The sequence below is a fragment of the Pseudogulbenkiania sp. FW507-F1 genome, assembly GCF_058781125.1.
The window spans coordinates 146,426-166,730 of the sequence record NZ_JBYSWM010000002.1 but is presented as its reverse complement, the minus strand read 5'-3'; the positions used below and the strand labels follow the sequence as shown (position 1 = coordinate 166,730).

Here is a 20,305-nt window from a genome sequence, read left to right as displayed (position 1 = left end):
ATAGCGACCCGGGCTAGAACATGGCAGCAGGTCGCAAGAACCTGCGCCGCTTGCCGGGGGCGCCCCGCCTGCCGCCATCGAGGCGGCCGTGGCGACCCCGCCTCTACCGGTCGGGGCGAATCACGCTCTGGCCACGATGAATCCTCAAAGGAGAGAACATGTTTGTCGATAAACGCTTTGCTCGCGCTGCCGCCCTGCTGGCTTGCTCCGCCGTCTTTTCCTTCGCCCATGCCGAAGACGCCGCTCCGGCCAAGCTGCCCAACGTGGTGATCCTGGCCACCGGCGGCACCATCGCCGGCACCGGTGCTTCCACCACCACCACCATCGGCTACACCGCCGCCAAGGTCGGTGTCGACAAGATGATCGAAAGCGTGCCGGAACTGAAGAAGGCCGCCAACGTGCGCGGCGAACAGGTGGTTCAGATCGCCAGCGAAAGCATGACCAATGAGGTGTGGTTGAAGCTTGCCAAGCGCGTCAACGAACTGCTGGCGCAGAAGGACGTCGACGGCGTGGTGATCACCCACGGCACCGACACCATCGAAGAAACCGCCTACTTCCTCGACCTGACGGTGAAGAGCAAGAAGCCGGTGGTGATCGTCGGCTCCATGCGCCCGTCCACCGCGATCAGCGCCGACGGCCCGATCAACCTGTACAACGCCGTGCTGCTGGCCGGTAGCAAGGAAGCCGTCGGCAAGGGCGTGCTGGTGACGCTGAACGACCAGATCAACGCCGGCCGCGATGTCACCAAGACCAACACTTCCACCGCCGACACCTTCAAGACGCCGGAACTGGGCTTCCTGGGCTACATGCAGGACAACAAGCCGCACTTCTACCGTCTGCCGGTACGCAAGCACACCGCCGAGACCGAGTTCGACGTCAGCAAGCTCGACAAGCTGCCGCAGGTCGACATCGTCTACGGCTACGCCAACATGAACCGCGTGGCGCTGGACGCCGACGTCGCCGCTGGCGCCAAGGGCATCGTCCAGGCCGGCGTGGGTGACGGCAGCATGGCCGCTCAGATGCTGCCGGCCTTCCGCGAAGCCCGCCAGAAAGGCGTCATCGTGGTACGCAGCTCGCGCGTGGGTTCCGGCATCGTCGCCCGCAACGGCGAAGTCAACGACGACAAGGAAGACTTCGTCGTATCCGACACGCTGAACGCGCAGAAGGCCCGTATCCTGCTGATGCTGGCCATGACCAAGACCAACGACACCAAGAAGATCCAGCAGATGTTCTACACCTACTGAGCGGCTCTTCGCCCGGTCACAAACAGCAGCCCGCGGGCTGCTGTTTTTTATTGGCGGGAAGCCGGCCCGGCGCGGCAAAAGGTTGGCCGAAGATTGCCCGTACAGGCCCGGGAATGCGCCGCACGCCGTCTGCAATAGCGAGACGTGCCGGCCGGGGAAGCAGGGGAAAAGGTATCGACACGCCTCAGGATAGAGGGAGTTGCAGCGCCTCGGTGCTGGCGGGGCGCGCACGCAAGGCGGCGTACCAGCGTTCCAGTTCCGGGCGTGGCGTGCGCTCCAGCGGCAGGTTGAGCCAGGTGTGCACGCTGCAGCCGAGCACGATGTCGGCCATGGTGAAGCGCTCGCCGCTCAGCCAGGTGCGCCCGGCCAGCTGCTGCTCGAGCAGGCCGGCCAACCGGTCGACCTTCACGCGCGCGGTGTCGATCGCGTCCTGGCTGCGCTGCTCCGGGGCCACGCGCAGCAGGTTGTAGATCGCCGGCACCAGGGCCGGGTTGAACACCGTGGCCTGCCAGTCCATCCAGCGGTCGGCGTCGGCGCGCTGCTGCAGATCGTCCGGATACAGGCTGCCGTGGCCGTACTTGGCGGCCAGATAGCGCACGATGGCGTTCGATTCCCACAGGGTGAAGCCGTCGTCGTCGATCAGCGGAATGGTCCCGTTCGGGTTGCGCGCCAGGAATTCCGGCGTGTCGAGCCCGCCGAACGGGCCGCCGGCGTCGATGCGCTCGAACGGCAGCCCCAGTTCGGCCGCGCACCACACCACCTTCTTGACGTTGAGCGAGTTGAGCCGTCCCCAGATTTTCAGCATGCCTTTGTCCTTTCGTGGTGGATTCGGCCATTGTAGCCCGAAACCGCTGGACGGCTTCGGGCGAGGGTTCAGGCCCGCGGCTTACCCTGCGCCGTGATGACCACGTTGCCGTACGTCAGCTTTTTGTCATGGGCCTTGTGTGGCATTCTGGAGAGAATGGGCGCAGCAGCCCGAATTGCCACCTTCAGGGCGCCTGTTGCTTGGCCCTCGAGCCGAGGAGTTACCGATGGTTGCCGTTCCCGATCTCTTGCTTTTTGCCGGTGCCTCCCTGCTGATGGTGCTGACGCCGGGGCCGAACATGATCTACCTGATTTCGCGTTCGATCTGCCAGGGGCGCCAGGCCGGGGTGATTTCCTTGTGCGGGGTGGTGGCCGGCTTTCTGGTCCACATGCTGACGGCCGCTCTGGGATTGTCCGCGCTGTTCCTGGCGGTGCCCTTTGCCTACGAGCTGCTCAAGTGGGTCGGGGCGCTTTATCTGCTCTGGCTCGCCTGGCAGGCCGTGAAGCCGGGGGCGCGCTCGCCGTTCGAGCCGCGGCAGCTCGCGGCGGACCCTGTGCCCAAGCTCTTCCTGATGGGTTTTCTCACCAATCTGCTCAATCCCAAGGTCGCCGTGTTCTATCTGTCGATTTTCCCGCAATTCGTGTCGCCCGAGCACGGCTCGGTGTTCGCGCAGAGCGTCACGCTGGGGCTCACGCAGATTGCGGTGAGCTTCTCGGTCAATCTGCTGATCGCGCTCAGTGCCGCCGGCATGGCGTCGTGGTTCGCGCGCAAGCCGCTGTGGCTGGCGGCGCAGCGCTACCTGATGGGCTTCGTGCTGGGGGCGTTGGCACTGCGCCTGGCCCTCGAGCCGCGTCGCAGCGTCTAGTCGTGTGGTGCGCGCCATGAGTAAACGCATCCTCGTCATCCAGGGACATCCCGACCCCGCCGGTGACCACTTCTGCCATGCGCTGGCGGAGGCCTACGTCCAAGACGCGCGCGAGGCCGGGCACGAGGTTCGGCTGATCGAGGTGGCCACGCTCGACTTCCCGTTGCTGCGCTCCAAGGAGGAGTTCGATAACGGTACGCCCGTCGAAGTGATCCGGCGGGCGCAGGAGAGCATCAACTGGGCCGAGCACCTGGTCATCGTCTACCCGCTGTGGCTGGGCTCCCTGCCGGCCTTGCTGAAAGCCTTTCTGGAGCAGGTGTTCCGTCCGCAGTTCGCTTTCGACCAGTCCAACGGTAAGGGATGGCGCAAGCGCCTGAGCGGTAAATCGGCCCGCATCGTCGTCACCATGGGCATGCCGGCGCCGATCTACCGCTGGTATTTCGGCGCTCATGGCCTCAAGAGTCTGAAGCGCAGTATCCTCGGCTTTTCCGGCATCGGGCCGATTCGAGACAGCCTGATTGGCATGGTCGAGGCGGAGGATGGCGAGCGACGTGGCCGGTGGCTGGAAACGATGCGCCGGCTGGGGCGGGAGGGGCGTTAGGGCGGAAGCGCCCTGGCCATCTTCCGACGATAAAAAGCCCCGCGTGTGAACCACGCGGGGCTTTGTTATGGGTGCTCAGCGCCGGCCGCGCGGTTTGGCGCTGCCGCTGCTCGCGGCGGCCTGGCGCGAGGCCGGCTTGGAGGCGGGTTTGCCACCCGGTTTGGCGGAGGCTCCTGCCGGCTTGCCGCGCGTGGCGGCCGGGGCGCGGCCGCGTGGCGGCGCGTCCTGGAAGCGCTGGGTCGGGTGGTGCGCGGTGCGCGCCACGTTGAAGCGCTTGCCCTTGTCCTCGGCGCCCTTGGGCGGAGTCGGCGGGATCAGCTGGTGCTTGCCGTAGCCGATCAGGTCCTGGCGGCCCATGTTGATCAGCGCCTCGTACAGGATGTGCCAGTTGTCCGGGTGGTGGTAGCGCAGGAAGGCCTTGTGCAGCTTGCGGCGGTAGCCGTCGCGCACCACGTCGACCTTTTCCGAGCTGCGCGCCAGGCGCTTGAGCGGATTGCGCCGGGTGTGCCACATGGTGGTGGCCATGGCCATCGGCGTCGGCGTGAAGGTCTGCACCTGGTCGAGGCGGAAGTTGTTCTTTTTCAGCCACAGCGCCAGGTTCATCATGTCCTCGTCGCTGGTGCCGGGGTGGGCGGCGATGAAGTACGGGATCAGGTACTGTTCCTTGCCGGCCTGGCGGCTGAAGCGCTCGAACAGTTCCTTGAACTTGTCGTAGGCGCCCATGCCCGGCTTCATCATCTTCGAGAGCGGGCCTTCCTCGGTGTGCTCCGGGGCGATCTTGAGGTAGCCGCCGACGTGGTGCGTCACCAGTTCCTTGATGTACTCCGGCGAGCGTACCGCCAAGTCGTAGCGCAGGCCGGACTGGATGTTGATCTTCTTGATGCCCGGCAGCGCGCGCGCCTTGCGGTAGAGCTGGATCAGGTGGCTGTGGTCGGTGCCCAGGTTCTCGCAGATGTCCGGGTAGACGCAGGACAGCTTGCGACAGGACGTCTCGATCTTCTTGTCCTTGCAGGCGAGCCGGTACATGTTGGCGGTGGGGCCGCCCAGGTCCGAGATGTGGCCGGTGAAGCCGTCGGTCTTGTCGCGGATTTCCTCCAGCTCCTTCAGGATCGATTCTTCCGAACGGCTCTGGATGATGCGGCCCTCGTGCTCGGTGATCGAGCAGAAGGTGCAGCCGCCGAAGCAGCCGCGCATGATGTTGACCGAGTACTTGATCATCTCCCACGCCGGGATGTGCGCCTTGCCGTAGGACGGGTGCGGGTTGCGCGCGTAGGGCAGGCCGAACACGTGGTCCATTTCCTCGGTGGTGAGCGGAATCGGCGGCGGGTTGAGCCACACGTCGCGCTCGCCGTGCAGTTGCACCAGGGCGCGGGCGTTGCCGGGGTTCGATTCCAGATGCAGGATGCGGCTGGCGTGGGCGTACAGCACCGGGTCGTGCGCCACCGCCTCGTAGGCGGGAATCCTGACCACGGTCTTGGCGCGCTGCGCCTTGCGCGCCGCCACGCGCTCCTGCAGCGGCATGAAGGTGATCGGCTGGGCGGCGGCGGGGTCCTTGCCCTGGCCGCTGGCGCAGGCGGCTTCTTCCTTTTCCGGCACCATCTCGTACGGGTTCTGATGCGCCTCGACCTTGCCCGGCTGGTCGAGCGTGGTGGAGTCCATCATCTGCCAGTCGTCGCCCGGCATCCAGCCGTGCGGCGCCAGGAAGGCGGTACCGCGCACGTCTCGGATCTCCGACAGCTTCTCGCCGGCGGCGGCGCGGTGCGCCACTTCCACCAGCGCGCGCTCGGCGTTGCCGAACAGCAGCAGGTCGGCCTTGGAGGTGACCAGCACCGACTGGCGCACCTTGTCGCTCCAGTAGTCGTAGTGAGCGATGCGGCGCAACGACGCCTCGATGCTGCCGATCATCACGCCGACGCCCGGGTAGGCCTCGCGGCAGCGCTGCGCGTACACCGTCACCGCACGGTCCGGACGCTTGTTGGCCTCGGCGTGCGGGGTGTAGGCGTCATCCGAGCGCGGTTTACGGTCCGCGGTGTAGCGGTTGATCATCGAGTCCATGTTGCCGGCGGTGACGCCGAAGAACAGGTTGGGGCGGCCCAGTTCGCGGAACGGGTCGGCCGAGTGCCAGTCGGGCTGGGCGATGATGCCGACGCGGAAGCCCTGCGCCTCCAGCAGGCGCCCGACCAGTGCCATGCCGAAGCTCGGGTGGTCGATGTAGCAGTCGCCGGTGACGATGATGATGTCGCAGGAGTCCCAGCCCAGCTCGTTCATTTCGGCACGGGTCATCGGCAGGAACGGCGCGGTGCCGAAGCGCTGGGCCCAGAATTTGCGGTAGGAGGTGATCGGTTTTACGGGGGCGGAAACGGTGGTCATGGTGCGTGCGATTATTCGGTTGACGCGCATTGTGCCAGATTTTGCCCCCGGAGATCAGTAAATTTGATTGTTTTTCAAGGGCATAACCCCATTTTCAGGCGGGTTTTTGGGGGCGGGACAGGGTTGGCCGAAGGCCGCGGAAAACGGCCTGCACCCGGCACGGCACGCCCGGTGCATTCGGAATATCGACGCTAAATCGGGTACAATCGGGCCATTGGAATCCACCGAAACACTAGACATTCATCCCATGAGTACGGAAAACAACGCGCCCGTTGTCAGCAACTTCATCCGCAATATCATCGACGAGGACCTGGCCTCGGGCAAGCACGCCTCCATCGTGACGCGCTTCCCGCCCGAGCCGAACGGCTACCTGCACGTCGGCCACGCCAAGTCGATCTGCCTGAACTTCGGTCTGGCCGACGACTACCAGGGCAAATGCAATCTGCGCATGGACGACACCAACCCGGAGAAGGAATCCGACGAATACGTCGAGTCCATCAAGGACAGCGTGTCCTGGCTGGGTTTCAAGTGGGATGGCGAAGTGCGTTACGCCTCCGATTATTTCCAGCCGCTGTACGGCTATGCGGTGGAACTGATCAAGGCCGGCAAGGCCTTCGTCTGCGACCTGAACGCCGAGGAAATGCGCGCCTACCGCGGCAGCCTGACCGAACCGGGCAAGAACAGCCCGTACCGCGACCGCAGCATCGAGGAAAACCTCGATCTGTTCACGCGCATGAAGAACGGCGAGTTTCCGGACGGCAGCAAGACGCTGCGCCTGAAGATCGACATGAGCTCGGGCAACGTCAACATGCGCGACCCGGTGATCTACCGCATTCGTCGTGCCCACCACCACCGTACCGGCGACACGTGGTGCATCTACCCGATGTACGACTACACCCACTGCATTTCCGATGCCATCGAAGGCATTACCCATTCGTTGTGCACGCTGGAGTTCGAAGACCACCGCCCGTTGTACGACTGGGTACTCGACAACATCAGCATCGGTTGTCACCCGCGCCAGTACGAGTTCTCGCGCCTGGAACTGCTGTACGCGCTGACCTCCAAGCGCAAGCTGCAGGCCTTGGTGAACGACGGCCTGGTCACGGGCTGGGACGACCCGCGCATGCCGACCATCGCCGGCATGCGCCGCCGCGGCTTCAGCCCGGCCGGTATCCGCTTGTTCGCGCAGCGCATCGGTGTGTCGAGAGGGGAGAACATCATCGACATGAGCGTGCTGGAAGGCGCCGTGCGCGAGACGCTGGAAGCCGAGGCGCCGCGCGTGATGGCGGTGCTCGACCCGATCAAGGTGACGCTGATCAACTTCGAAGAGGGCGTGACCGCCAGCCGCAGCGCGCCGTTCCACCCGCACCACCCGGAATTCGGCGAGCGCGAAGTGCCGATCTCGCGCGAGATCTACATCGAGCGCGACGACTTCGCCGAAGTGCCGCCGCCGAAGTGGCAGCGCCTCACCGCCGGCGGCGAAGTGCGGCTGCGTTATTCCTACGTGATCAAGTGCGACGAGGTGATCAAGGACGCCACTGGCCGCGTGGTCGAGCTGAAGTGTTCGATCGACCACGACACGCTGGGCCAGAACCCGGTCGGCCGCAAGGTCAAGGGCGTGATCCACTGGCTGTCGTGCGAGCACGCCATCGAGGCTCAGGTGCGTCTGTATGACCGCCTGTTCACCGAGCCGCGTCCGGACGCCGTGCGCGGTGAGGATGGCGAATACGTCGACTTCCGCCAGTTCCTCAATCCGCACTCGCTCGCGACCGTGACCGCCTGCGTCGAAGACGTGGTGCTCAAGGCCGAGCCGGAAACGCGCTACCAGTTCGAGCGCCTCGGCTACTTCGTGACCGACCGTTACGAGCACCAGCCGGGTGTCAAGGCAGTGTTCAACCGTACGGTAGGGTTGAAGGATTCCTGGGCCAAGTAAAAACCTATTTCATTGGGCGGCTGTGCCTTTGCATCTTGAGTGCCGGCGCTGCTCTGAGCGTGCGAGTCTCTGCACGGAGACTCGGTCAGCCATGATCCTCATGGGCTACGTGTCCATTCCGGTTCCAGTGCTCCGGCAGCCCTCAACCTGCTTTGGCCAGCTCGCCTACTAAAATCGGTTGTTGGCTGATCCGCATTAGTAAAATGGCGGCCCCGTGGGGTCGCCATTTCTTTTGGCGTGAGGCCTCCGCGTCGAATGGCCGGCAAAACGATTCGTTGACGCATGTCAATAGCTTGCGGTTGCTCCAGGCTCACTATGGGAGTTGAAGCCATTCACGATCGGAGGTCAAAATGTTCCCACTACTACGCAGAGTTGTTCCCGTGGCCGTGCTGGTGTTTGCCGCCCAAGGCAGTGCATGGGCGGATGCCAAGCTGGACGTGGCGATGAAGCAACTGGCGGCGACCAGCGGCTGTGTTGCCTGTCATAGCATCGAGTCGGGCAAGCCGGGTCCGGCAGGCGTGGCGCCGATCGGTCCCGCGTGGCAGGACGTGGCCGCCCGTTACAAGGGTCAGGAAGGCGTCTCGGAAAAGCTGCTGAGAACCGTGATGGAGGGCTCCAACCCCTATGCCAGCCACTGGAAGGGCAAGGTGAGTGGATTGGCGATGCCGCCCAACGCGGTGGCCATCCAGGAGGCGGATGCCAGAAAGCTGGTCCAGTGGATTCTGGACTTGAAACAATGAACTCCAGCTAGGCCGTCGAGCCCGCGACAAGGTGTTCGGGCTCGCCATACGGCAAAGAAAAGCGGCGTCCTGATGGCGCCGCTTTTTCTATATATACCTGCTTGTCGCCAAGGGTGGGTCCCGGTATGTGCCGTCAGCCCGTCCGGATCAGGGTGGCGAGCGACGGAACAGACCGAAGATTTCGCTCTTCTCGCGTGGCCGGCTGCCCTGCCAGAGCATCTGCCAGCCGGGTTCGGCCAGGCCCTCGGCCGGGGTACGGCTGACCAGCAGGTAGTGGCAGGGGACCGGACGACCGGGCGTGTACGGGGTCAGCTTCAGTCCGCCGAAGTAGTGCCAGCTCAGTCGTGTCAGCAGATTGTCGCGTTCGGTGGCCACGCAGCGCGCGTCGGCGGGCAGCGCACGCATCATGCTCACCACCACCGGCCGATAGCTCTTGGCGGCGTCCAGCCACGGCAGCCACAGGCTCATCGCCAACCCCCAGAACAGCGTGATGCCGGCAGCCCAGTTCGTCACTGCCTGCCGTCCGCGCAGGTTGCGGCGCGTCACCGCCCACAGCCACACCAGGGTGGCAAACAGCGCGCACAGTGCGGCCAGTGTCGAGACCGAGGGTTCGTAGTAGGGGCTGAAGTACTTGGCGCGTTGCGCCAGCCGTTCTGGCCAGCCAAAGTTCATCGCCGCCCAGCCGGCCCAGATCAACAGCCCGAAAAAGCCGAAGGTCATCAGGCCGAACCAGTTCAGGAACGCCGCGGCACCGCGCTTCAGGGTGTCGAGCTCGACCGCGGCCAGCATGGCCATCGGCAGCAGCATCGGCAGGGCATACTCCGAGCTTTGCCGAGTAGACAAGGTCAGCAGGATCATGACCACGCCGAAGAACATCAGCGGCAATTGCAGTACCGGCTTGTCGAGATGGCGGTGGCGGTACAGCGTCCACGCTGCCAGTGGCCAGGCGGGCCAGGTGTACCACAGCGAAACCAGGGGGTAGTAGCCGAAATCGTGGAAGACACCGACATGGCCGAAGCCGTTGAGCGGTCCCAGCGCGTGTCCTTGCCACCAGGCGGCGAATACCGCCGGCTGCGCCTTGGCCAGCATCATTGGCCAGATCATCATCAGCGGCAGGGCCAGTACCAGGCCCATGAGCAGGGTGATCAGGTAGCGTTGGCTGCGCCAGGCGCTGAACGCCGGCAGCAGGATTGCCACCAGCCAGATCAAGGTTACCTCGAGCAGGCTGGCCGAGAGGAATACCGTCGCGGTGGCGGCTCCCAGGATTGCCCCGGCCAGGCCCGGGGAGCGCAGCGTCAGTACCAGTGCGTAGAAGGCCGCGGCAAAGCCGGCAAAGCCGGCGACCGCGGCATTCATCTGGTGGCCGGTGGCGATCAAGCCGATGCATCCGATCAGGATCAGCACCACGCTGCGGCCGTGGCGCCGGCCTATCAGTTCGCGTCCGGCCAGACCGGCCAGCGTCAGCCCGATCGCCATGAAGAACGGCGTGGCCAATCGGGCCGCGTCGTGCAAGGGCAGGGCCCAGGGGGACAGCAGCCGCGCAAAGCCGGCCGCGACCCAGTAATACAGCGGTGGGGACTCCAGGTACGGCAGACCCTGGATGGAGGGCAACAGCCACTGGTGGTGCCGCAGCATGCCTTCGACTACCGCCAGGACGTAGGGCTCGTCAGGTTTCCATGGGTCGTGGCCCAAGATGCCGGGCCAGAGCCAGACGAAGGTCAGCAGCAGCAGAAGCCAGGGCTTCTCGGTCGGTTGGGCGAGACGGGAGTCGGAGTCCGGGGTGTACGTCAGCATGCGGGAGCGGGAAGGGCGCGGTCAAAGGCAGTAGCTTAGCGCCCATTTCACCGGGCGGCTACGGCTACGCGTCTGGAGTATTGGCGGGATGGCTAAAGGCACGGCGGCCGGCATCGGCTTGTCGTCGGCGCGGTGGTGCGTCCTTGCCATGGTTCATGGCGGGATCGCTTCCGGTTTGGCGGCTGTCGGGCAAGGCAATGGAGGGTGGAATGCAAAAAAGGCAGCTCGCGCTGCCTTTTCTCTACCCGAAGGGGCAATCCCGAAGCGCTTAGCGCTTGAAGAAGCTGCCGAACTTCTGGTTGAACTTGTCAACGCGGCCGGCGGTGTCGACGATCTTCTGCTTGCCGGTGTAGAACGGGTGGCACTGGGAGCAAACTTCGATCGTGAAGTTTTCTTTGGCCATGGTCGACTTGGTCACGAACTGGTTGCCGCAGGAGCAGGTCACGTTCACTTCGTGATAATTCGGGTGAATATCGGTTTTCATCGTGGTTCCCTTTCAAATCGGGTACAGGGGTTTTGCCTGTACCGCTTGTCGAAACGCCAGATTATCCGCCCTTTGACTTGACTTGACAAGCGCAAGGGGCGGCGTTTCCGTAAATGACGGACTCAGAGCGGGTGAAAGAAACCGCAGGGTGCCCCCGAGGCCGGTCAGGGACGCGCAGCCGTCCAACTGGCACGGTGAGCGTCATAGGTCCGGCATGGGGCGGCGGGTTTATTTCCAGCCTAATCAGGCGCGGCGCCAGGTGGTGCCTTGGGCTCCGTCTTCCAGGATCACGCCTTTGGCGGCCAGTTCGTTGCGGATGCGGTCGCTTTCCGCCCAGTTCTTGGCGGTGCGGGCGTCGCGGCGGGCCTGGATCAGTGCCTCGATGGCGTCGGCCGACAGTTCGGCCGCAGTACTGCCACCTTGCAGGAACTCCTGAGGGTCACGCTGCAGCAGGCCAAGCACTGCGCCCAGGGCCTTCAGCAGGCCGGCCTGCACGGCGGATTCGCCGCGGTTGACTTCACCGGCCAGATCGAACAGCACGGCCATGGCTTCCACGGTGTTGAAGTCGTCGTCCATTGCCTGCCTGAAGCGGCGGGCGTAGTCGTTTTCTTCCCAGTCGATAGCGATGTCGGTGGCTGCCACGTTCTTCAGCGCGGTATAGAGGCGCGTCAGCGACTGCTTGGCGTCGTCCAGGTGTACGTCGGAGTAGTTGAGCGGGCTGCGGTAGTGGGCACGCAGGATGAAGAAGCGCACCACTTCGGCATCGTACTTCTCGAGCACTTCGCGGATGGTGAAGAAGTTGCCGAGGCTCTTCGACATCTTCTCGTTGTCGACGCGGATGAAGCCGTTATGCAGCCAGTAGTTGACGAAGTCGTGGTTGTGCGCGCCTTCCGACTGGGCGATTTCGTTCTCGTGGTGTGGAAACTGCAGGTCAGCGCCGCCGCCGTGGATGTCGAAGTGTTCGCCCAGGTGGTGTTCGCTCATCACCGAGCATTCGATGTGCCAGCCCGGGCGGCCTTCGCCCCAGGGGCTCGGCCAGGAGGGTTCGCCCGGTTTGGCGGCCTTCCACAGCACGAAGTCGAACGGGTCGCGCTTGTTGACGTCCACTTCGACGCGCTCGCCGGCACGCAGATCTTCCAGGCTCTTGCCGGACAGCTTGCCGTAGCCGGGGAACTCGCGTACCGCGTAGTACACGTCTCCGTTCGGTGCGGGGTAGGCGCGGCCGTTGGCGATCAGCGTCTCGATCAGCGCGATCATGCCCGGCACGTGCTCGGTGGCGCGCGGCTCGAAATCGGGGTGGATGACGCCCAGTGCATCGAAATCCTCGTTCATGGCGTCGATGAAGCGGGCGGTCAGCGCCTGGATCGGTTCGCCGTTCTCGGCGGCACGCTTGATGATCTTGTCGTCGATGTCGGTGATGTTGCGCACGTAGGTCAGGTCATAGCCGGTGGCGCGCAACCAGCGTGCCACCATGTCGAACACCACCACCATGCGGGCGTGACCGAGGTGACAGTAGTCGTACACCGTCATGCCGCACACGTACATGCTGGCTTTGCCGGGCGTGATCGGTTTGAAGACTTCTTTCTGTCGGGTCAGGGTGTTGTAGAGGTTCAGCATGGTGGTCATAAACCTGTAGCGTCGAAGGCAAAAAAGGGCATTGTACCAGAGCGGTCAAGTGCCTGTTGTGCCGGGACAACGCCGCATTCAATGCCTGGCGGGTAAACTTGGGTTGAGGCACTTGTCATGAAGGCCGATGCAGCAAGCCTTGCAGGGCAAGCTCCGGGCGAGGCAGGCGTTGATGATGTAAGGGCCGGGGTATTGCCTGTTCTCAAAGAGGAATAAAAACGGTTATCATTAACTAGATACTACACAACTCGGAGTCAACTCACGTCATGCGTACCCTGCTTGCTTCTGCCCTGATGGTCTTTGCTGTTTCCAGCTATGCCGCTGATGCCGACAGCTTCACCCTGAACCTGACCGACAAGGGCTTCGAGCCGGCCTCCCTCGAGGTGCCGGCAGGTAAGCCGTTCAAGGTAATGGTAAACAACCAGACCAAGAAGACGGCCGAATTCGAAAGCAAGCAGCTGCACAAGGAAAAGGTTGTGGCCGCAGGCAAATCGGTCAGCGTCAGCTTTGCCGCACTGAAGGCCGGCACCTACAACTTCGTTGACGAGTACAACGAAGACAAGGCCAAGGGCACCATCGTCGCCAAATAAGTTTTACCGTCGTCTGAGGCGGCGGATGCTTCGGGTTCGCCGTTTTGTATTGAGAGAAGGAACACATCATGTTCAACGCCCTGTTCATCATCTGGCGTGAAAGCGTCGAGGCTCTGTTGGTGGTCGGCATTCTGCATACCTGGCTGAAAACCAGCGGCTATGTGGCGCAGGGCGGCCGCTATCTGTGGGGCGGCGTTGCCGCCGGTCTCGGCTTGGCCGGGGCGCTGGCCGGGGTGATGCTGGTGCTGGAGAGTAGCCTGCCGGAGGGGGCGCTGGAGTATTTCCAGGTCGCGATGGTGCTGGTGGCGGCGGTGTTGATCGTGCAGATGGTGTTCTGGATGCGCAAGCACGGACGCAAGCTCAAGAGCGAACTGGAAGGCGAGATGGCGAAGACGGCATCGAGCGCCAACTGGTGGGGCATGTTCGTGGTGGTGATGCTGGCGGTGGCACGTGAAAGCGCCGAAACAGTGGTCTTCCTGTACGGGTTGGGCAGCGATATCGCCAACACCGGGCTGGCCAGCTTCCTTGGCGTGACGGCAGCCGGTTTCGGACTGGCCTATCTGACTTTCTGGCTGCTGCAGCAGGGCGGCAAGTATCTGTCGTGGCGGCTGTTCTTCCGCGTCACCGAAATCATGCTGTTGATGCTGGCCGGCGCCTTGCTGGTGACCGGCATCGACAAGATGATCGGCATGGGTTGGTTGCAGGCCTGGTCCGGTTCGGTGTGGGATACCTCGGCGCTGCTGGACGATTCCACCCGCTTTGGCGGTACGGTGGCGGCGCTGACCGGCTATCGCGCGCAGCCGGCGGTGGCGATGCTGGTGGCCTACGCGGGCTACTGGTTGGTGGTGCTGGCCGGGCTGAAACGGCTCAAGCGTTGATGCTTCCTGATCGGCAGGCACGATAATTCGAGGCCGGCCGAGTCAGGAGGTTAGCGAGTACTGACTGGCGCACAAGCCAAGAGAGGCGCCACGGCAAGAGACACGATGCGTCGATGCCGATTTCCGAATGGCCGCAGAGCGATCTGCGGCCATTGTCGTTTCATCGTCCGGGAGGGCCGCGGAAATGGGGGTCGAAGCGGCGGTAGTCTTGCTGCGGATTCGGCCGGAACAGCGGGGCGCCCCGTCCGTGCGGGTAGCGCCGTTCCAGGTCGTTGTGCCATCGGGGCGGCACGCGCACCCAGCGTCGGTCATGATCCCAGTAGCCCCAGCCGAAGCTGGCATCGAAGATGATGGGGTAGGGATAGCCGGCGACGAACTGGACCGGCGCGCCATCGATGTATACCGGGTAGGCGTCGACCTCTGCCGTCGTGGCTTGGACCGGGTAGCCGTAAGGGGCGACCACGCAGCCCTGCAGCAGGGCGAGGGTTAGCAGGGGGATGAGGGCCAACTTCGTTGCCATGTTTCCATCCTTCACATTCCGTTGGGGCAACAACGCTGCCCGTTTACGGGCATGGCTGCCGCTACCCTGTAACTGTAGCCAGAGAGCGAGGTAGTTGCACCCGCGATCGACACCCTAAGCGGGCCATCGGGGCCAGGAATGGGGTGGCTCGCACGGAAACAGGCCGGCACCGGCACCGTGATGAAACGAAAATGGCTGCCTCTCGCGGTGAGGGCAGCCATTCAGGAACATCCACCGCCACCAGGCTGTTGCGGCCTGTCATGGTTGACGGGCCGGCTCGCGGTCCGGTGCTAGGAAGATCAGCTCTGCAGTTCCCGCAGGTGCTCGAACAGCTTGAGCGCCTGCGGGTTGGCCAGTGCCGTGACATTGCTGACTGGCTCGCCGTGGATCACGTTCTTGACCGCCAGTTCGACGATCTTGCCGCTGATGGTGCGCGGAATGTCGGCGACCTGGATGATCTTGGCCGGCACGTGGCGCGGGCTGGCGCCGTGCTTGATCTTGTCGCGCAGCCGGTCGACGAGGTCGGCGTCGAGCGTCAGCCCCTCGCGCAGGCGCACGAACAGGATCACCCGCTCGTCGTCCTGCCAGCGCTGGCCCACCGCCAGGCTTTCCAGAATGTCCTCGAACGCTTCCACCTGACGGTAGATCTCGGCGGTGCCGATGCGCACCCCGCCGGGGTTGAGCACGGTGTCGGAGCGGCCGTAGATGATCAGGCCGTCGTGCTCGGTCAACTCGGCGTAGTCGCCGTGACACCAGGTGTTGGGGAAGCGCGCGAAGTAGGCCTTGCGGTATTTCTCTCGCTCCGGGTCGTGCCAGAAGCCGATCGGCATCGACGGGAAGGGGCGGGTGCAGACCAGTTCGCCTTTCTCACCGCGCACCGGCTGGCCGCGGTCGTTCCAGATGTCCACCGCCATGCCGAGGCCGCGGCACTGCAGTTCGCCACGGTACACCGGCAGGTTGGCCGAACCGAGCGCGAAGCACGACACGATGTCGGTGCCGCCGGAGATCGACGCCAGGTTGAGGTCCTGCTTGATGTGCTGGTACACCCAGTCGTAGCTTTCCGCCACCAGCGGCGAGCCGGTGGAGAAGATGGCGCGCAGTTGGGAGAGGTCGTACTCGGCGCCGGGCTCCACGCCGAACTTCTTCAGCGCGTCGAGGTACTTGGCCGAGGTGCCGAAATGGCTGCAGCGGTAGGCGCTGACGTAATCCCACAGGACGCGCTGGTTGGCGGCGAACGGCGAGCCGTCGTAGAGCAGCAGCGTGGCGCCGCTGGCGAGCCCGGAGACCAGCCAGTTCCACATCATCCAGCCGCAGGTGGTGAAGTAGAGCAGCACGTCGCCCGGGTGCAGGTCGCCGTGCAGCTGGTGTTCCTTGAGGTGCTGCAGCAGCGTGCCGCCGTGGCCGTGCACGATGCATTTGGGCTTGCCGGTGGTGCCGCTGGAATAGAGGATGAACAGCGGGTGGTTGAACGGGACGCGTTCGAAGCTCACCTCGTTGGCGATGTAGGGTTGGATGAAGTCGTCCAGCGTGACGGCCTTCGGGACGGCAGCGGCGAAGGCTGCGGTCTGGCCGAGGTAGGGCAGCACCACGACCTTTTCCACGCTGGGCAGGCCGTCGGCGATGACCTGCATCTTGCCGCGGATGTCGATGGCCTTGCCGCCGTACCAGTAGCCGTCCGGGCAGAACAGCAGCCTGGGTTCGGTCTGGCCGAAGCGGTCGATCGCGCCGTCGGTGCCGAAGTCGGGCGAACACGATGTCCAGATCGCGCCGAGGCTGGTGGCGGCCAGCATCGCAGCGACGGTTTCCGGCATGTTCGGCACGAAGCCGGCGACGCGGTCGCCGGCGCGCACGCCCATCGCCGACATGGCCTGCTGCAGGCGCGACACCAGGTCGTGCAGTTCCCACCAGGTCAGCTCGCGCTTGACCTTGTCCTCGCCCCAGAACACCAGGGCCAGCGCGTCGTCGCGGCGGCGCAGCAGGTTCTCGGCGTAGTTGAGCCGGGCGTCGGGAAAGAAGCGCGCGGCGATCATGTCGTCGCCGTGAATGAGGGCCGTCTCTCCCTTGCTGCCGATCACGCCGGCGTAGTCCCACAGCAGCGACCAGAAGCGAGCCGGGTCGTCGATGCTGGCCTGCCACAGCGCGTGGTAGTCGTCCAAAGGTTGGCCGAAGGCGGTTTCGGCGAGGCGGGTGAAGGCGGTGAGGTGGCTGCCGGCCAGACGGCTCGGCGAGGGTTGCCAGATCGGGCTCCAGTCTTCCTGCATGGTTTCTCCTCTAGCCCGACGCGCCGGCGGTGCCGGCGGCCGTGGATTGTTATCTTTAAGCAGCAGTGTCAGCGGGGGCGGGCGACAACGCAGACGCTTGCTGTCATTCGGGCAAGGCCAAGGCCTTGCCCACGCGCGAACCGACTTCCCTGCCCAATGCGCCGGAAATGAAACGGGCCGTCGCCACCAGCTGCGGCAGATCGATGCCGGTCTCGTAGCCGAGGCCGTGCAGCAGGTAGACCACGTCCTCGGTGGCCACGTTGCCCGAGGCTCCCCGAGCATACGGGCAGCCGCCCAAACCTGCAACCGAGGAGTCGAATGTGCCGATGCCGGCGCCTAGTGCGGCATGAATATTGGCGATGGCCATGCCGTAGGTGTCGTGAAAATGCCCGGCAAGCCGTTCTGTTGGCACAAGCTTGCTGACGGCACCCAGCATCTCCAGCACCGTGTTGGGGGTGCCCACGCCGATGGTGTCGCCCAGCGAAATCTCGTAGCAGCCCATGTCGTACAGCGCCTTGGCCACCATGGCGACTTGCTGTGGCGCGATCCTGCCCTCGTAGGGGCAGCCCACCACGCACGAGACGTAGCCGCGCACGCGAAGGTTGGCCGAAGCGGCGCGTGCCATCACGCTTTCGAAGCGCTGCAGGCTCTCGGCGATGCTGGCGTTGATGTTCTTGCGGCTGAAGCTCTCGCTGGCGGCGCCGAACACGGCGATTTCCCTGACGCCGCAGGCAAGCGCGGCGTCGAGTCCCTGCTCGTTGGGCACCAGCACCGGGTAGTTGACCGGCCCGGACAGGTCGAGCGCCTTGAGCACCTCGGCCGAATCGGCCATCTGCGGCACCCACTTGGGCGATACGAACGCCCCGGCTTCGATGGTGGTCAGGCCGGCGTCGCGCAGCCTTTTGATCAGTTCCAGCTTGGTCGCCAGCGCGACCGGCTGCTTCTCGTTCTGCAGCCCGTCGCGCGGGCCGACTTCGACGATCTTGACGTGTTTCATGACGACGATATCCAGTAGGGCGCCCGCCGTTGCGGGCACCGGGTCAAGCGAAGGGCGTCAGCGCGGGACGACCGGAAGGTAAATCTCCATCTGGCGCCCCGTCTGGCCGGGGCCGCTGCGGCCGTCGTAGCGTTCGAACGATTCGCTGCCGGCATGCTGCCAGGGTGCCGTGGGCAGCCAGTCCTGGTAGGCGGCCTGCCAGGTGGCGACGATGGCGCGCGAGAAGGCCTCGTCGTTGTCGGCGGGCGGCGTGGTGAACATGGCGTAGCGCGCCGGGGCGATGGCATGGCGGCACGCGCCCTCGGGCAGTTGCGGCGCGCCCTGGCATTCGATGCCGATCAGGTAGTCGAAGGTGCTGCTGGCCGGATCGAAGCCGCGCACGACGCCGTATTCGACGGCGTGCGGCAGGTTGAGCGACGCCAGCAACGGCGTGCGCAAGCTCTGGGCGTAGCGCTGCCAGAACGCCGGGATGTCGCGCAGATTGGCCTGCTCCTGCAGGCTGGTGCGGATGGCGAAGCCGGCGAGGGTGATGCCGGGGTGGTCGACGATCTGGGGTGTCATGTCCATTCTCCGTGAGGGTTGGGTTGATCTTTCATGCTTTTGGCATGGAGGATCATGCCCTCACTCCGCCTCGAAATCCACCAGCTCGTCGCCGTCCTTGACCTGTTCGCCGGCGGCGAAGTAGAACGCCAGCACCTTGCCGTCCGCCGGCGCGGTGATGGTGTGCTCCATCTTCATCGCTTCCAGGATCAGTAGCGGTTCGCCCTTGGCGATCGCTTTCCCCGCTTCGGCCAACAGCGCCACCACGCGGCCCGGCATCGGCGCCTTGAGGTGGGTTTCGCCGTGCATGCCGGCTTCCTGATAGGCGTAGGGGTCGACGTAGTCGAGGGCCAGGCGTTCGCCGGCGGCAAACAGCACGCGCTGCAGACCGTGGCGCACCAGGGTGGCGTCGAGCTGCTTGTCGCCCAGCGTCGCCGCGAGGCGGTTCTGCTCGAGGCGGGCGCTGGCCTGGATTGTGTCGCCGCCAATCTCCAGCGCGAAGCTGTCGCCCAGATAGCTCACCATGACCTCATGGCGGGTCTCGCCGTGCTGGAAGGCCACGCGGCGCTTCAGCGTGCCATTCAGGCGCCAACCGGCGAGCACGCCGAAGGCGTGGCGGTCGTCGGTCTGCGTGGCGAGCACCTCGCCCAGCGCCAGCAAGGCCAGTTGTTCGCGGCTCGGTGCCGCCGCGGGCGGCAGCAGGCTGTCGTGGTAGCGGGCGATCAGGCCGGTATCGACGTCGCCGCTGGCAAACGCCGGGTTGGCGACGATGCGGCGCAGGAAACGGATATTGGTGGTGACGCCCGCGACCTGGTACGCCGCCAGCGCGGCGTCGAGCTGTTGCAGCGCGGCCTCGCGCGTTTCGCCCCAGACGATCAGCTTGGCGATCATCGGGTCGTAGAACGGGCTGATGGTATCGCCCTGCAGTACGCCGGTATCGACGCGCACCTGGGCGTTCTCCGCCGGTGGCACCAGGTGCAGCAGGGTGCCGGTGGCGGGCAGGAAGCCCTTGTCCGGATCTTCGGCGTAGATGCGCGCCTCGATGCTGTGGCCATGGATCGCCAGCTTGTCCTGGCTCAGCGGCAAGGGCTGACCCGAGGCCACCTTCAGCTGCCACGCCACCAGGTCCTGGCCGGTGATCATCTCGGTGACCGGGTGCTCCACCTGCAGGCGGGTGTTCATTTCCATGAAGTAGAACCGGCCTGAGTCCACGTCCATGATGAACTCGACCGTGCCGGCGCCGACGTAGCCCACGGCGCGCGCGGCGGCGACGGCGGCCTCGCCCATGGCCTGGCGGGTTTCCGCAGGCAGGTGCGGGGCAGGGGCTTCTTCCAGCACTTTCTGGTGGCGGCGCTGCACCGAGCAGTCGCGCTCGAACAGGTAGACGCAGTCGCCCAAGCTGTCGGCGAACACCTGGATCTCGACGTGGCGCGGGCGGGTCAGGTATTTCTCCACCAGCACCTTGTCGTCGCCGAAGCTGGCGCGCGCTTCGCGTTGGCAGGAGGCGAGGGCGGCGAGGAAGTCGTCGGATTTCTCGACGATGCGCATGCCCTTGCCGCCACCGCCGGCGCTGGCCTTGATCAGCACCGGGTAGCCGATGGCGTCGGCCTGGCTCTTGAGGAAATCCGGTTCCTGGTTGTCGCCGTGATAGCCCGGCACCAGCGGCACCTGGGCCTTTTCCATCAGCGCCTTGGCGGCGGACTTGCTGCCCATCGCGGCGATGGCGGAGGCCGGCGGGCCGATGAAGGCGATGCCGGCGGCCTCGCAGGCGGCGGCGAAGCCCTCGTTCTCGGACAGGAAGCCGTAGCCGGGGTGGACGCCCTGGGCGCCGCTCTGCCTGGCGATGTCGAGGATCAGCTCGGCCTTGAGGTAGGACTCGGCGGCCGGCGCCGGACCCAGCCGGTAGGCCTCGTCGGCCAGCTTGACGAAGCGGGCGTTTGCGTCGGCGTCGGAATACACCGCCACGGTGCGGATGCCCATGGCGCGTGCGGTCTTGATCACCCTGCAAGCGATCTCACCGCGGTTGGCAATCAGTATCTTGTTGAACATGGTGGGGC

17 protein-coding genes are annotated in these 20,305 nt (G+C 64.9%); 7 read left to right on the top strand and 10 right to left on the bottom strand.

Annotated elements, in window-relative coordinates; all coding sequences use genetic code 11:
- The first annotated feature begins 158 nt into the window (after positions 1-158).
- Positions 159-1,244 (top strand): type II asparaginase, encoded by a 1,086-nt coding sequence (locus AC3WG5_RS02295; protein WP_294867462.1) that lies wholly within the window; start codon positions 159-161, stop codon positions 1,242-1,244.
- 184 nt (positions 1,245-1,428) lie between these two features.
- Here the strand turns inward: AC3WG5_RS02295 and AC3WG5_RS02290 are convergent, their stop codons facing one another.
- Positions 1,429-2,049 carry a glutathione S-transferase family protein gene (locus tag AC3WG5_RS02290; protein WP_492567627.1) on the bottom strand — a complete coding sequence of 207 codons (621 nt, stop codon included), beginning with the start codon at positions 2,047-2,049 and terminating at the stop codon, positions 1,429-1,431.
- 226 nt (positions 2,050-2,275) lie between these two features.
- Between AC3WG5_RS02290 and AC3WG5_RS02285 the strand changes: the two genes are divergently transcribed.
- Together AC3WG5_RS02285 and AC3WG5_RS02280 are read left to right on the top strand one after the other, a co-directional pair.
- Positions 2,276-2,914 (top strand): LysE family translocator, encoded by a 639-nt coding sequence (locus AC3WG5_RS02285; protein ID WP_492567626.1) that lies wholly within the window; start codon positions 2,276-2,278, stop codon positions 2,912-2,914.
- Between the two features lie 16 nt (positions 2,915-2,930).
- Entirely contained in the window at positions 2,931-3,515 is a 585-nt protein-coding gene (locus AC3WG5_RS02280; RefSeq protein WP_492567625.1) for an NAD(P)H-dependent oxidoreductase, read from the top strand.
- Positions 3,516-3,590: 75 nt separating this feature from the next.
- Here the strand turns inward: AC3WG5_RS02280 and AC3WG5_RS02275 are convergent, their stop codons facing one another.
- Positions 3,591-5,885: a YgiQ family radical SAM protein gene (locus AC3WG5_RS02275; RefSeq protein ID WP_492567624.1), complete on the bottom strand. Its 2,295-nt coding sequence runs from the start codon at positions 5,883-5,885 to the stop codon at positions 3,591-3,593.
- Between the two features lie 247 nt (positions 5,886-6,132).
- Here AC3WG5_RS02275 and AC3WG5_RS02270 point away from each other — a divergent pair, with 247 nt between their 5' ends.
- Entirely contained in the window at positions 6,133-7,818 is a 1,686-nt protein-coding gene (locus AC3WG5_RS02270; protein ID WP_492567623.1) for a glutamine--tRNA ligase/YqeY domain fusion protein, read from the top strand.
- A 350-nt stretch (positions 7,819-8,168) separates the two neighbouring features.
- The gene (locus tag AC3WG5_RS02265) at positions 8,169-8,558 is read left to right on the top strand and encodes a c-type cytochrome (RefSeq protein WP_492567622.1); all 390 of its coding nucleotides are present in this window, start codon (positions 8,169-8,171) and stop codon (positions 8,556-8,558) included.
- Between the two features lie 147 nt (positions 8,559-8,705).
- On the opposite strand, the gene AC3WG5_RS02260 is transcribed toward AC3WG5_RS02265, so the two are convergent.
- The 3 genes from AC3WG5_RS02260 to cysS all read right to left on the bottom strand — a co-directional run bounded on the left by AC3WG5_RS02260 (position 8,706) and on the right by cysS (position 12,453).
- Complete coding sequence (locus tag AC3WG5_RS02260; RefSeq protein WP_492567621.1) at positions 8,706-10,352, bottom strand: ArnT family glycosyltransferase; 1,647 nt, start codon at positions 10,350-10,352, stop codon at positions 8,706-8,708.
- A gap of 268 nt (positions 10,353-10,620) precedes the next feature.
- Positions 10,621-10,836 carry a 50S ribosomal protein L31 gene (rpmE, locus tag AC3WG5_RS02255; RefSeq protein ID WP_008954336.1) on the bottom strand — a complete coding sequence of 72 codons (216 nt, stop codon included), beginning with the start codon at positions 10,834-10,836 and terminating at the stop codon, positions 10,621-10,623.
- Positions 10,837-11,079: 243 nt separating this feature from the next.
- A complete protein-coding gene (gene cysS, locus AC3WG5_RS02250; RefSeq protein WP_492567672.1) occupies positions 11,080-12,453 on the bottom strand; it encodes a cysteine--tRNA ligase in 1,374 nt (457 codons plus the stop codon).
- A gap of 275 nt (positions 12,454-12,728) precedes the next feature.
- Here cysS and AC3WG5_RS02245 point away from each other — a divergent pair, with 275 nt between their 5' ends.
- Positions 12,729-13,052, top strand: coding sequence for a cupredoxin domain-containing protein (locus AC3WG5_RS02245; RefSeq protein ID WP_008954338.1), 324 nt, complete (start codon positions 12,729-12,731; stop codon positions 13,050-13,052).
- A gap of 68 nt (positions 13,053-13,120) precedes the next feature.
- Entirely contained in the window at positions 13,121-13,930 is an 810-nt protein-coding gene (locus AC3WG5_RS02240; RefSeq protein ID WP_014087931.1) for an FTR1 family iron permease, read from the top strand.
- Between the two features lie 160 nt (positions 13,931-14,090).
- Here AC3WG5_RS02240 and AC3WG5_RS02235 read toward each other — a convergent pair whose 3' ends face one another.
- From AC3WG5_RS02235 to AC3WG5_RS02215, 5 genes are all read right to left on the bottom strand, one after another.
- Complete coding sequence (locus AC3WG5_RS02235; protein ID WP_008954340.1) at positions 14,091-14,450, bottom strand: hypothetical protein; 360 nt, start codon at positions 14,448-14,450, stop codon at positions 14,091-14,093.
- Between the two features lie 299 nt (positions 14,451-14,749).
- Entirely contained in the window at positions 14,750-16,711 is a 1,962-nt protein-coding gene (locus AC3WG5_RS02230) for an acetoacetate--CoA ligase (RefSeq protein WP_492567620.1), read from the bottom strand.
- A 103-nt stretch (positions 16,712-16,814) separates the two neighbouring features.
- On the bottom strand, positions 16,815-17,708 hold the full coding sequence (locus tag AC3WG5_RS02225) for a hydroxymethylglutaryl-CoA lyase (protein WP_492567619.1): 894 nt from the start codon (positions 17,706-17,708) through the stop codon (positions 16,815-16,817).
- A gap of 57 nt (positions 17,709-17,765) precedes the next feature.
- Positions 17,766-18,269, bottom strand: coding sequence for a GyrI-like domain-containing protein (locus AC3WG5_RS02220; RefSeq protein WP_482580716.1), 504 nt, complete (start codon positions 18,267-18,269; stop codon positions 17,766-17,768).
- 60 nt (positions 18,270-18,329) lie between these two features.
- Positions 18,330-20,297 (bottom strand): acetyl-CoA carboxylase biotin carboxylase subunit, encoded by a 1,968-nt coding sequence (locus tag AC3WG5_RS02215; protein WP_492567618.1) that lies wholly within the window; start codon positions 20,295-20,297, stop codon positions 18,330-18,332.
- Positions 20,298-20,305 lie beyond the last annotated feature (8 nt).